The organism is Collimonas sp. OK307 (assembly GCF_900113705.1).
In the GTDB taxonomy this organism is placed as follows: domain Bacteria; phylum Pseudomonadota; class Gammaproteobacteria; order Burkholderiales; family Burkholderiaceae_D; genus Collimonas.
Map to the genome: position 1 here is coordinate 16756 of NZ_FOQI01000009.1, position 12683 is coordinate 29438.

The 12683-nt window shown below is 56.3% G+C and carries 15 protein-coding genes; 12 read left to right on the forward strand and 3 right to left on the reverse strand.

Annotated features, from left to right (window positions below):
- Positions 1-24: 24 nt before the first annotated feature.
- A complete protein-coding gene (locus BM205_RS13060; protein WP_092415120.1) occupies positions 25-834 on the forward strand; it encodes a DUF3025 domain-containing protein in 810 nt (269 codons plus the stop codon).
- 48 nt (positions 835-882) lie between these two features.
- Positions 883-1509, forward strand: coding sequence for a 2-polyprenyl-3-methyl-6-methoxy-1,4-benzoquinone monooxygenase (gene coq7 / locus BM205_RS13065; protein ID WP_092415122.1), 627 nt, complete (start codon positions 883-885; stop codon positions 1507-1509).
- A gap of 81 nt (positions 1510-1590) precedes the next feature.
- Here the strand turns inward: coq7 and BM205_RS13070 are convergent, their stop codons facing one another.
- Positions 1591-2037 (reverse strand): OsmC family protein, encoded by a 447-nt coding sequence (locus BM205_RS13070; RefSeq protein WP_092415124.1) that lies wholly within the window; start codon positions 2035-2037, stop codon positions 1591-1593.
- A gap of 531 nt (positions 2038-2568) precedes the next feature.
- Between BM205_RS13070 and rplM the strand changes: the two genes are divergently transcribed.
- The 6 genes from rplM to erpA all read left to right on the forward strand — a co-directional run bounded on the left by rplM (position 2569) and on the right by erpA (position 6452).
- Positions 2569-2997, forward strand: coding sequence for a 50S ribosomal protein L13 (gene rplM / locus BM205_RS13075; RefSeq protein WP_014007943.1), 429 nt, complete (start codon positions 2569-2571; stop codon positions 2995-2997).
- A gap of 9 nt (positions 2998-3006) precedes the next feature.
- Positions 3007-3399 (forward strand): 30S ribosomal protein S9, encoded by a 393-nt coding sequence (gene rpsI / locus BM205_RS13080; RefSeq protein ID WP_038493344.1) that lies wholly within the window; start codon positions 3007-3009, stop codon positions 3397-3399.
- A 325-nt stretch (positions 3400-3724) separates the two neighbouring features.
- Complete coding sequence (argC, locus tag BM205_RS13085) at positions 3725-4762, forward strand: N-acetyl-gamma-glutamyl-phosphate reductase (RefSeq protein ID WP_092415126.1); 1038 nt, start codon at positions 3725-3727, stop codon at positions 4760-4762.
- Between the two features lie 82 nt (positions 4763-4844).
- The gene (locus tag BM205_RS13090; RefSeq protein WP_175511262.1) at positions 4845-5588 is read left to right on the forward strand and encodes a DUF6776 family protein; all 744 of its coding nucleotides are present in this window, start codon (positions 4845-4847) and stop codon (positions 5586-5588) included.
- 12 nt (positions 5589-5600) lie between these two features.
- Positions 5601-5996: a bactofilin family protein gene (locus BM205_RS13095; protein ID WP_092415128.1), complete on the forward strand. Its 396-nt coding sequence runs from the start codon at positions 5601-5603 to the stop codon at positions 5994-5996.
- Between the two features lie 93 nt (positions 5997-6089).
- On the forward strand, positions 6090-6452 hold the full coding sequence (erpA, locus tag BM205_RS13100; protein WP_014007938.1) for an iron-sulfur cluster insertion protein ErpA: 363 nt from the start codon (positions 6090-6092) through the stop codon (positions 6450-6452).
- Between the two features lie 129 nt (positions 6453-6581).
- Here erpA and BM205_RS13105 read toward each other — a convergent pair whose 3' ends face one another.
- Both BM205_RS13105 and BM205_RS13110 read right to left on the reverse strand, forming a co-directional pair.
- A complete protein-coding gene (locus BM205_RS13105) occupies positions 6582-7757 on the reverse strand; it encodes an anhydro-N-acetylmuramic acid kinase (RefSeq protein WP_092415129.1) in 1176 nt (391 codons plus the stop codon).
- A 94-nt stretch (positions 7758-7851) separates the two neighbouring features.
- Positions 7852-9294: a M23 family metallopeptidase gene (locus tag BM205_RS13110; protein WP_254783879.1), complete on the reverse strand. Its 1443-nt coding sequence runs from the start codon at positions 9292-9294 to the stop codon at positions 7852-7854.
- Between the two features lie 247 nt (positions 9295-9541).
- On the opposite strand from BM205_RS13110, the gene tyrS reads away from it, so the two are divergent.
- Genes tyrS through BM205_RS13130 form a run of 4 tightly spaced genes read left to right on the forward strand, consistent with a single transcriptional unit; the run spans position 9542 to position 12654 of the window.
- Positions 9542-10813, forward strand: coding sequence for a tyrosine--tRNA ligase (gene tyrS / locus BM205_RS13115; RefSeq protein WP_092415131.1), 1272 nt, complete (start codon positions 9542-9544; stop codon positions 10811-10813).
- The gene (dtd, locus tag BM205_RS13120; RefSeq protein ID WP_092415133.1) at positions 10810-11268 is read left to right on the forward strand and encodes a D-aminoacyl-tRNA deacylase; all 459 of its coding nucleotides are present in this window, start codon (positions 10810-10812) and stop codon (positions 11266-11268) included. Before tyrS ends, dtd begins: the two co-directional genes overlap by 4 nt.
- Positions 11269-11314: 46 nt before the next feature.
- The gene (locus tag BM205_RS13125) at positions 11315-11950 is read left to right on the forward strand and encodes a YbhB/YbcL family Raf kinase inhibitor-like protein (protein WP_092415135.1); all 636 of its coding nucleotides are present in this window, start codon (positions 11315-11317) and stop codon (positions 11948-11950) included.
- A 26-nt stretch (positions 11951-11976) separates the two neighbouring features.
- On the forward strand, positions 11977-12654 hold the full coding sequence (locus BM205_RS13130; protein ID WP_092415137.1) for a histidine phosphatase family protein: 678 nt from the start codon (positions 11977-11979) through the stop codon (positions 12652-12654).
- The last annotated feature ends 29 nt before the right edge of the window (positions 12655-12683 follow it).

A 12683-nucleotide genomic window follows, 5' to 3' on the forward strand; every position in this document is an offset into this window, starting at 1 on the left:
TGCGCGAGGTAAAATGCGCGGCAAATGTCTACTCCCGCCGCCCTCATTGATTGGTCTCGACCCTGGCTCAAACCGTTTCGCGTTCTCGGTCAGCGCTTGAGCGCAGCCGATGATTGGCGGCTGACCTTGAACACTATCGCGCAAGAGCTCGGCAGCTGCAATTATCAGGGTTTGCCGATCAGCTTTGTCGCGCAAGCCGAACTGCCGGCAGCGACCGCCTACGAAGCATTTATCGGCAACAGCGGCAAAGTGCCGACACGCGACAATCTCCACGATTTCCTGAATGCGCTGATCTGGTTGTCATTTCCTGCTATCAAAGCGCGCCTGAACGCGCTGCAAGCGGCTGAACTTGCCAAAGCCGGGACGCTCTCCGGCAGCCGCAAACCACGCGGCGCGGCGCGCGATGCCGCCACCATCTTTGATGAAAATGCCGCCTTGCTGCTGGTGCCGGACAATGCTGCAGGGCAAGCGCTGATTGCCGCTCTGCGCCAACATCAATGGCAGCAAGTGTTTGTCGAACGGGGCTACATGTTTGCCGGAGAGGTCGAGGTTTGGCTGTTTGGCCACGCCTTGCTGGAAAAGCTGGTGCAGCCCTACAAGGCGATTACCGCGCATACTTTGGTGCTGAGCGTGCCCGAATCGTATTTCGCATTGGCAGATGATGCCAAGCGTGACTGGATCGACCAAAGTATCGCCGCCGATCTGGCGCAGCAAGATGCCCTGATCGGCCGTTTGACGCCGTTGCCGGTGCTGGGTGTGCCGGGCTGGAGCGGTGGTCAGGATCAGGCTTTTTACGCGGATACCGCAGTATTCCGGCCAAAGCGCAACAAATGATGCCGGCCTGATAAAATTCAGCCACTTAATTTGATAAACGATCCCAGCATGCCATTCATAGACAGAGTCATCGCCGATTTCGACAACGCCTTGCGCGTGATTACCGGGCAAGCTTCGGCTTCGCGGCCGAATCCGGCCTTGCAAGCGCCTGACGGTGTGCTGGACGCCGCCGAGCAGCGTCACAGCGCCGGTCTGATGCGCATCAATCATGTCGGTGAAGTCTGCGCCCAGGCACTGTATGACGCCCAGGGACGCTTTGCCCAAGGCGAGCCGATCAAGCAACAGTTTGCCGCAGCGGGCAGGGAAGAGGAAGACCATCTGGCCTGGACTGCAGAACGGCTGCGCGAGCTGGGCTCACATGTCAGCTTGCTGAATCCGTTGTGGTACGCAGGTTCTTACGCGCTGGGAACGCTGGCGGCGCGGCTGGGCGACGTGCGCAGCCTGAGTTTTGTGTCGGAAACCGAGCGCCAGGTGGAAAAACATCTGAGCAGCCATCTTGAAAAGCTGCCTCTGCAAGACGCCAAGTCGCGCGCCATTGTCGAGCAGATGCGCGACGATGAAATCGCCCATGGCGAGGCGGCGCGCGCATTGGGAGCGGCCGATATGCCGCTGCCGGCGCAAAAGGTCATGCAGGCGATGTCCAAGGTGATGACGACAGTCGCCTACTACATCTGATTTTGTAGGGTGGGCAACCGCGCCCACGCGGACGGTTGCGCTTCAGCGGGGGGCATAAAATCCTGCCCACCCTGCAAAACGTCATGCACCGGCTGTTGGCTCCGCCAGGTCGTCGACGATTTCAAACGAATGGGTGATCTCGGCGGTCTTTTCCAGCATGATCGAAGCCGAACAGTATTTCTCATGCGACAGCTTGATCGCACGTTCCACCAGGTTAGGTTTCAGATTGCGGCCGCGCACCGTGAAGTGGAAATGAATCTTGGTAAATACCTTGGGCTCCTTCTCGGCCCGCTCCGATTTCAGCGTAACGTCGCAGCCGCGGATGTCCTGATGGCTTTTGCGCAAGATAAGCACCACGTCATAGGCGGTGCAGCCGCCGGTGCCGGCCAGCACCACTTCCATTGGCCGTGGCGCCAGGTCACGGCCGCCGCCGTCAGGTGCGCCATCCATCGTTAATATATGGCCGGAGCCGGTTTCGGCTAAAAACGTCATGCCGGACAAGCCGGTCCAGCGAACTGTGCATTCCATAGGATCTCGTGAGAAGTGATTGTGTCGCAATATTCTAACTGCTCTTGTCGACTATGGTTTCGCTTGGTTTCCTTGGCAAAAAGAAAACCGGGCCAACATTTTTGGTAAATACCGCGGCTTTCCACCTTGCGACGCACAATTCCGTTTGCTAAGATCAATCTAACGATTACGGGCTTGTTGATTGCCGGCAACCGATGCAATGTCTCCTCCACCCCTCCACTGGAGTGGATTTAAACCCGATGCCAGGCGCAGTTCGGGTTTTCTTTTATCCGCAGCTAGGGTAGCCGGGCGGATTTGCCGTCGCATTTACAACCGCATTTACAACAATTCCTAGCGTAAATGGCATTTTTATTCAATAGGTTTGACGCCAAGTCCTTGAAAAGGCTATAATTTACGGCTTTTCCGTTTGCTCAGGAAAAGATAACAAGGCAGAGTCTGTCGCTAATGCAAGACAAAGATCTGGTCTGAAAGCCGGTTTTCGATAGCGATGGAACCACCATTTGAGCGAATTAAACTAGTTAGGAAGTCAACATGAAAACTTTTTCCGCTAAGGGCCATGAAGTCCAGCGTGATTGGTTCGTGATTGACGCGACGGACAAAGTCCTCGGACGTGTTGCCAGCGAAGTGGCACTCCGACTGCGCGGCAAACACAAACCCGAATTTACTCCTCACGTTGATACCGGCGATTTCATCGTCGTCATCAACGCAGGTAAACTGCGCGTCACTGGCGCCAAGGCAACCGACAAGACGTATTTCCGTCACTCCGGTTACCCAGGCGGCATCTACGAAACAAATTTCCAGAAAATGCAACAGCGTTTTCCAGGTCGTGCGCTGGAAAAAGCGGTCAAGGGCATGCTGCCTAAGGGTCCGCTTGGCTACGCCATGATCAAGAAGCTCAAAGTGTACGCAGATGGCAGCCATCCGCACACTGCGCAGCAACCTAAAGCACTCGAACTCTAAGGAATAGACATGATCGGTAACTACAATTACGGAACCGGCCGTCGCAAGAGTGCAGTGGCTCGCGTCTTCATCAAGTCCGGCTCCGGCCAGATCATCGTCAACGGCAAGCCAGCGAATGAATACTTTTCGCGCGAAACCGGTTTGATGGTGATTCGTCAACCACTGGAACTGACTAACCATGTCGAAACTTTCGACATCAAAGTCAATGTCAGCGGCGGCGGCGAGTCCGGCCAGGCTGGTGCGGTTCGCCACGGTATCACTCGTGCTCTGATCGACTACGATGCAACGTTGAAATCGGAACTGTCGAAAGCCGGCTTCGTTACACGTGATGCACGTGAAGTTGAGCGTAAGAAGGTCGGTTTGCGCAAAGCACGTCGCGCAAAACAATTCTCCAAGCGCTAATCTACGCTTTCAGAATATCGAAAAGCCGCCAGGTTCGCGCCTGGCGGCTTTTTGTCATTTGTTCGCTCCTTTTGTGGCATCTCTTTGCGAAAGATCAACATTCGGAAAAGCGCCGCGGAGCCTGCAATTGCAAGGGTTTTCCGATTTGAATGTTAAGCAGCCCTAAGCAATTCATAGGCTGATAAAATAGCCAGCTCTTGGCGGCAATTTACCCAAAACACCGGGTCCAACATCGTATAAATTTCATATCGGATTTGGCAAGCCGGGTCGAAAATCCTGCTTGAAAATCGGGTTAAAAAAATACAGCTCCATGCGAGGAAATAAGATGATCAAAGTCGGGATTGTGGGTGGTACGGGCTATACCGGGGTCGAGTTGCTGCGTTTGCTGGCAACCCATCCGCATGCACAATTGCAGGCGGTGACTTCGCGCAAAGAAGACGGCATGCCGATTGCCGATATGTATCCGTCATTGCGCGGCCGCGTTGCGCTGGCATTTTCGGCGCCTGAGAAAGCGCGCCTTACAGAATGCGACGTGGTGTTCTTCGCCACCCCGCATGGCGTCGCCATGGCGCAAGCGCCAGAGCTGCTGGAAGCCGGCGTCAGGCTGATCGATCTTGCCGCCGATTTTCGCCTGCAAGATACCGCGGTGTTCGAGAAGTGGTACAAGCTGCAGCACAGCTGCCCTGAACTGCTGAAGGAAGCCGTATATGGTTTGCCGGAGCTGAACCGCGCCGCGATCAAGAACGCGCGCATCATCGGTAATCCAGGTTGCTATCCGACTACCATGCAACTCGGCCTGGCGCCGTTGCTGAAGGCCGATGTGGTTGATACCTCGCACCTGATCGCCGATTGCAAATCGGGCGTATCGGGCGGTGGCCGCAAGACGGAAATCGGCATGCTGTACTCCGAAGCCAGCGACAATTTCAAGGCTTATGGCGTATCCGGCCATCGGCATTCGCCGGAAACAGTCGAGCAACTCGGCAAGTTGACCGATAAAAAAATCGGCCTGTTGTTTACGCCGCATCTGGTGCCGATGATTCGTGGCATGCATTCGACCATTTACGCGCGTCTGACCAAGGATATCGACAATGCGGCGCTGCAGGCGCTGTTTGAAGATGCGTATAAGGATGAGCCGTTTGTCGACGTGATGCCGTTCGGCTCGCATCCGGAAACCCGTTCCACCCGTGGTTCGAACATGTTGCGGATCGCCTTGCACCGTCCTGACAACGGCGACACCCTGGTGGTGCTGGTGGTTCAGGACAATCTGGTAAAAGGATCGGCTGGCCAGGCGGTGCAATGTATGAACCTGATGTTCGGCCTGGAAGAGACTACCGGTTTGCTGCACGTGCCAGTAATGCCATGACGTGGTCCGCCGTTGTATCATCGGCTCCCGTTATCGGCATCCGTTCATCGACAGCCGTCCTTGAGCGACGGAGCCGGCCGCGATGAAATATAAGTTGTGGGTCCGGCGCATGTCGATTTCTGCGCCGAAAATGACGGTTAAAAGCCATTACCCATGGCCATTGAAGGCGCTTTTCCTGGTCTTGGTTTTGGGATTTGGCGGCGCCGTCGCGATGTGGATCTACGACCTGGGGCGCGATTTCACGGGCCACAACCCGGCGGCCAATAAGCAGCAACAGCAGCAGCTGACAGATCTGAATCAGAAAGTGGAGGCCTTGACGGCTGAAAGGGATCGTTTCTCAAGCACCGTCAACGCCGCCGAAAGCCGGCTCAATATCGAGAAGGCGGCGCAAGAACAGCTGGGCCAGCAGATCAAGGTGCTGGAAACCGAAAATGCCAAGCTGAAAGAGGATCTGGCGTTTTTCGAAGGCCTGTTGCCAAATGCTACAGGCAAACAAGGCATCACCATTCAGCGCCTGACCGCCGAATTATTGACGCCGACACAATTGCGCTATCGGATGCTGATCATGCAAGGCGGTAAGGGTCCCAATTTTGTTGGGAATGTGCAACTATTAGTCACTGCCACGGTGGCGGGCAAAAGCACTGTGCTGACTTTCCCCGGCGCCAACGCCACGGCTACGGAAAAAGCTACCTCCCAGTTGGATTTCAAGTATTACCAGCGGGTCGAGGCTGAACTGACTTTGCCGGAAGGCGCCGTGGTCAAGGCGATCCAGGCCAAGGTGATGGAAAAAGGCCAGATGCGTGCGCAGCAAACCTCTAATTTGTAAAAAGGAAACATCATGTTCAACCGCAAAGCAAAGAGCACTATCGATAGCTTGATCGGCTCGTCCACCAGCATCGAGGGCGATGTTCACTTCAAGGGCGGCCTGCGTATTGACGGCCATGTAAAAGGCAACGTGGTGGCCGAAGCGGGTGTAACCAGTGTCCTGGTGATTTCCGAAAGCGCAAAGGTAGAGGGCGATGTGCGGGTCGCGCATCTGGTGGTCAACGGCGAGATCAGCGGCAATGTTTATTCTGCCGAACTGCTTGAATTGCAGCCGAAAGCCCGCATAACCGGTGATGTCAATTACAAGGCGCTGGAAATGCATAGCGGCGCACTGGTAAGCGGCAAACTGACCCATGAACAGAATGTCGCTGAGCCGGTGCTGAAGCTTGCCATGTCGCAATCTGCCTAAAACAACACTTACACCAGGATTTCGGGCTTAGTCTGCATGAATTTAGGCGAGAGCCTATAATGCAGTATTGTATGTATCCCGCAGGAGCCAAAAATGAATGCTGTCGCTGAAATTCAAGATGTAGTCGCATCTCCGATCGTGTTTACCGATAGCGCCGCCGCCAAGGTTGCGCAGCTGATCGAAGAAGAAGGCAATCCAGACCTCAAATTGCGCGTTTTCGTGCAGGGTGGCGGTTGCTCCGGTTTCCAGTACGGATTCACCTTTGATGAAATCGTCAATGAAGATGACACCACCATGAGCAAAAATGGTGTGCAGTTGTTGATCGATTCGATGAGCTATCAATATCTGGTCGGCGCTGAAATCGACTACAAGGATGACCTGGAAGGCGCGCAATTCGTGATCAAGAATCCGAATGCGACGACTACCTGCGGCTGCGGTTCTTCGTTCTCGGCCTGATCAAACTTAACTGACAAGCGGTTCTTTAAAAAAGGACGCCGGGGAGAAATCCCCGGGCGGCCTTTTTTTTTTTTATTGCATGTTTTGAGTGTTTGCTGTGATGTCGATTCCACTTCCAGCCTGTTTCAGTTACGCCGGATAAAGCGCCCCCAGAATCCGTAAATCCCGCGCGCCTGTCACCCGCGGCAAGTTGCCCGGCAAGCGCTGGTCGAAACGCAGTGCCAGCCAGGCGAAAGCCACTGCCTCAACGTGATTGGGAGCAATCCCGAGTGCTTCGGTGGATTGCACTGCTGCTGTCAGATGTCGTTGTTGTAGCGCGTGTGCCAGTTGTTGCATCAGATACGGGTTATAGGCGCCGCCACCGCAGACATACACGGTTTGCGTTGCCGGGGCATGCTGGGCGATGGCGTCTGCAATGGTGGTGGCGGTCAGCTGCGCCAGGGTTGCTTGCACATCGCCAGGAGAAAGCTGTCGCGGGAAATGGCTCAGATGGCGTGCCAGCCAGTCGGCGTGAAACAGATCGCGGCCGGTGCTTTTGGGCGGTGCGGCGGCAAAATATTCGTCTCTGCACATGGCGTCGAGCAGGGATGGCACAGGCTGGCTGGCGGCCGCCCACATACCGTTTTCATCGTAATCCTTGCCATGATGGCGCTTGATCCACAGATCCATCAGCACATTGCCCGGTCCGGTATCGAAACCGATGACATCGCGGCTTTGCTCTGGGGCTGCTTCAGTACGGGCATGCAACACGCTGATGTTGGCAATGCCGCCGATATTCACCACCACCCGGGTTTGCGTCGGATCGGCGAATACCGCTTGATGGAATGCAGGCACCAGCGGCGCGCCCTGGCCGCCGGCGGCAATGTCGCGGCTGCGAAAGTCGGCGATGACGTCTATCCCCGTCAGTTCGGCCACTAGCGCCGGGTTGTTGGCCTGGCGGGTGAAGCCAAGCTCAGGACGATGGCGGATGGTTTGACCGTGGACGCCGATGGCGCGGATCTGATCCGGCCGCAAGCCGGCATCCGCCAGCAAACGTTCGACGCACGCCGCGTAGTGTGAGCTCAGGGTATTGGCAACCAGCGCTTCACGCTCGATCTCATTCTGGCCGGCAGTTTGCAGCGCCATCAGCTCGGCCCGCAGCGAAGCTGAGAATGGTACGTAGGCCGAGGCCAGAGTAGCCACCGGATGCTGCGCCGGACCGCTGGGAAATGCTGCGATTACGCCGTCGACGCCGTCCAGGCTGGTGCCGGACATCAAGCCGATGAACAAGCCGCTGTGAATCGTTGGAGTGGTTGGAGTAGGCATAATAAAACCGTTGTGAGATCGTCTGATTCTATCAACGACCCAGCAACGGTTCTATATTTATTCGAGCTTCAGCGAGACAGGGATCCGCTGAAGCTTATTTCGACGCCAGTTTGGCGGCTGGGGCCGCTGCGGCAGCCGCCATGTTTTTCGCGGTTGCTACTTCACTGCCGCTCAACAAGTTAAAGCGGTGGGTGATATCGGCTGCAACCGTCTTGAAGCGCTGCAATTCGGCGCCGGCCAGCGGAGTTACGGTAGGCACCGCTACCGACAGCGGATCGCGCGGTACGTCATCGACCCGGAATTCATAGTGCAAATGCGGGCCGGTAGCCCAACCGGTCATGCCGACGTAGCCGATGACATCGCCCTGGCTAACCTTGTTGCCTTTGCGCGAGCTCGGAGCAATCCGGCTCATATGGGCGTATACAGTTGAATACTTGCCATCGTGCTTGATGATGACAACGTTGCCGTAACCGCTTTCGACGCCTGCAAAGTTGATCGTGCCGTCTGCCGTGGCATGGATAGGCGTGCCGGTGGCGGCGGCAAAATCGACGCCGCTATGTTTTTTCCATTTACCCAGGATCGGATGCATCCGCATCGAAAAGCCGGAAGAAATACGGGTAAAGGCGATAGGCGATTTCAGGAAGGCTTTTTTCAACGACTTACCGTCGAAACCGTAGTAGCCGCCTTGGCCATTGCTGGCGGGATCATCAAACCAGACTGCCTGGAACGGTTTGCCGCCATTCACGAATTCGCCGGCGAGGATGCGTCCGGCGCGCAGGAACTGGCCGTTTTGCCAAAATGTTTCGTAAGCGACATTAAAATGATCGCCGCGCTTCAGGTCGGAGGAAAAATTGATGTTGGTGCCGAACATGGCCACGATTTGCGAAGCCACGCTGTCGGGGATATCGGCGGCATCGGTCGCAGCGAACAGCGAGGAGCGGATCACGCCGGTATGCATCTCGATGCGTCGTTCAACAGTGGCTGTTTCTTCGGCAACAGTAAATTTATCGCCGTCGCGCTGGATCACCAGGTTGCGGGGAGTATCTTCACGGCCGTCGACAATCGTCGCGCGCAACATCTGCAGTACGCCGTCGTTGCTGGTTTGTGCCTGCACGGAAGTACCGTTCTTGAGACGCAGCATAGCGCGTGCGCGGCTGTCGGATTTGATGAAGTTGCTAGCCTGATCGTCGTCCACGCCAAGCCGGGTCAGCAAAGCTGCCAGCGTGTCGCCGGCGCGCATTTTGTCCTCGGCAACATAAAGCTGTTGCTGAGCCTCAAGTTTTGCAATTTGCTCACCAAGGCTGGGCAATTCCAGTTCTGCTGAAATCGCCTTGACCGAGACTTCGTCCGGATCTGTTGACACCGGAGCAACGCCAGCCGCGCCAAAGGCAAGCAGCGTCAGCACTACGGCGGAAGCGGTGACAACACGGGTTTTAGGCGTGGAATCAGCAAAAGACGCATAGACTCGGACGGGTATCTGCGTGAAAAACGGCTTGATACTGGACCGCAAGTTAATGAATTTATCTTTAAGAGACATGCAATACGTTAAAATTTGCCGTTTGCTACCGATTCTTGTGTTGTTGTTTGATTGAACGACTTGCGGCGGGATTAAAAGGATCATGGATTATAACGTAGCCTATATTGGACGGCTGTAGGAATAATCTGATTTCTGGTAACCCTTTGTAATTGCTCTATATTTCCTCTCGTTACAGCCGTTCCGTGCAGGCACAAGCGCAATTTTTTAGATTTCATTTTCGCTGGATTTTTATTCCCTTATTCCCTATATGGCTCACGATTCTCAAAATACGTCACCGAAGGCAGCCGCTGCTGTTGAAAACACTCCACTGGTTCTGTCGGACCGGACCCGGGAAGCACTGGCGATCACCAAGCGCGGCGTCGACGAACTGCTGATCGAGAGTGACTTTGCGCGCAAGCTGCAGCGCTCCGAACAAAGTGGCAAGCCACTGCGTATCAAATTGGGCCTGGATCCGACCGCGCCGGATTTGCACCTCGGCCATACGGTGGTGCTGAACAAGATGCGGCAACTGCAGGATCTGGGACACAACGTGATTTTCCTGATCGGCGACTTCACTTCCATGATCGGCGATCCGTCCGGACGCAATGTGACGCGGCCGCCGCTGACCCGCGAGCAGATCGAAGAAAACGCCAAGACTTATTTTGCCCAAGCCAGCCTGGTGCTAGATCCGGCCCGTACCGAAATCCGCTACAACTCGGAATGGTCGGACAAGCTCGGCGCGCGCGGCATGATTCAGCTGTCGGCTAAATATACGGTGGCGCGGATCCTGGAGCGCGAAGATTTCACCAAGCGTTTCAAGGCCGGCACCCCGATTTCAGTACACGAGCTGCTGTATCCGCTGATGCAGGGCTACGATTCGGTGGCGTTGGAGTCAGATCTGGAACTGGGCGGCACCGATCAGAAATTCAATCTGCTGGTCGGTCGCGAGCTGCAGAAGGATTACGGCCAGGAGCCGCAATGTATCCTGACCATGCCTTTGCTGGAAGGCCTGGACGGCGTCGAGAAGATGTCGAAATCGAAGGGTAACTACATCGGTATCACGGAACCGGCCAACACCATGTTTGCCAAGGTGATGAGCATTTCCGATGTCATGATGTGGCGTTATTACGAGTTGTTGTCGTTCAAGTCGCTGGCGCAGATCGCCGGCTACAAGGCGCAAGTCGAAGGCGGGCAGAATCCACGTGATATCAAGGTTGCGCTGGCGCAAGAAATCGTGGCGCGCTTCCACAACCAGCAGGCGGCGGAAGATGCCTTGAGTGACTTCAACAATCGCGCCAAGGGTGGCATTCCGGACGATATTCCGGAACTGAGCCTGAGCGGCGCGCCGCTGGGTATCGGCCAGTTGCTGAAGCAAGCCAACCTGTGCCCGTCCACCTCGGAAGCACTGCGCATGGTGGAGCAGGGCGGTGTGCGGATCGACGGTGCCGTGGTCAGCGACAAAGGCTTGAAAGTTGAAGCGGCTACCTTCGTGATACAAGTCGGCAAGCGCAAGTTTGCCCGGGTCACCCTGAGCGCATGATCGGGCTGTTGCAGCGAGTCAGCCATGCCAGCGTAGTGGTGGATGGCGCAACGGTCGGCGCCATCGATGGCGGCTTGCTGGTACTGCTGTGCGCTGAACGCGGAGACCGCGAAAAAGAAGCGGATGCGCTGCTGGCCAAGTTGCTGGCTTACCGGGTGTTTGCCGACGACGCCGGCAAGATGAACCGCAGCCTGAGCGACATTGGCGGCGGCTTGCTGCTGGTGCCGCAATTTACGCTGGCGGCGGACACGCAATCAGGTACGCGCCCCTCGTTCACACCGGCGGCGACGCCGGAAGAAGGCCGCCGTCTGTTCGATTATTTCGCAGGGCAAGCTGCCAGCCGGCACGCCCAGGTGGCTACCGGCCGCTTTGGCGCCGACATGAAAGTGTCCTTGACCAATGACGGTCCGGTGACTTTCTGGTTGCAGGTAAAACCGCCGGCGCCTAAAACATAAGTCTGTTTTGCTGTAGCCTGATAACTTTACCGATGGGAGCTTGACCATGAAACTCTGGAGCCATTCATTCAACGACGGTGCCTATATCCCCGGCGAATTCGCTTTCGCAGTGGTGAATCCCGAGACTCACATCACGTTGTCAGCCAACCACAACCCGCATCTGGGCTGGGGCGAACCGCCGGCCGGCACACAATCGCTGGCGCTGATTTGCCATGATCCCGATGTGCCGTCGCGCGGCGACGATGTCAACCAGGAAGGCAAGATCGTGCCGGCCGATCTGCCGCGCGTCGATTTCTTTCATTGGGTGCTGGTCGACCTGCCACCGCATGCCGCCTCGATCGAAGCCGGGAGTTTCAGCGACAGGGTCACCTCCCATGGCAAGCCAGGTCCTGACATCTATGGCAGTCCGATTGCCGGCGCGCGTCATGGCTTGAATGACTACACCGGCTGGTTTGCCGGCGATGCAGCGATGAGCGGCGACTATTTCGGCTACGACGGCCCATGCCCGCCATGGAATGACGAGGTCGTGCATCGTTATATTTTTACTTTGTACGCATTGGATATCGGGCGTCTGCCGGTTGATGGCAAATTCACCGGACCGCAAGTGCTGGCAGCTATGCGCGGCCACATTCTGGCGGAAGAATCTATCGTCACCATTTACACTTTGAATCCCGCTTTGTAAGCATTGGCAGGCTTTGCAGAAAACTTATGTCGACTACTGAAATATTACTGATACGCCACGGCGAAACCGACTGGAATCTGGAGCGCCGTTTGCAAGGCCATCTGGACATCCAGCTCAATCCTGTCGGCCAGCGACAGGCCGAGGCACTGGCTGCCAGCCTGGATGGCGTCGCGCTGGATGCGATTTTCTGCAGCGACCTGCAGCGCGCGCAGCAAACCGCTGCGCCATTGGCTGCGGCGCGCAGTATGAAACTGCAGCTCGCAGCCGGATTGCGTGAACGTTGTTACGGCGCGCTGGAAGGTTTGCGTTACCCGGAAGCAGCCGAACGCTTTCCTGAGGCCTACGCGGCGTTGAAGGGACGCGATATCGATGTGCGTTATCCCGCTGGCAAGCATGTGGCGGAAACCATGCGCGAATTCTCCGCGCGCGTTGTCGCGACTTTGACGGCTTTGCTCGATGTGCGCAATTTGTCAGGTTCTGGCGATGCGCGGCGGATTGCAATCGTGACGCATGGCGGCGTACTCGATTGCATTTACCGTTTTGCGCACAAACTGCCGCTGGACCAGCCGCGCAGTTGCGATATTTTTAATGCCAGCATCAATCGCCTGAGATGGAACCCTGAGTGGCCGCAGCCGCTGCGGGTGGATGCATGGGCAGATGTGGCGCATCTGGAGACTTTGTCGCTGGATGAAATTGATCAATGACCGCGCATTAAGCCAAGTAATAAGTTGAG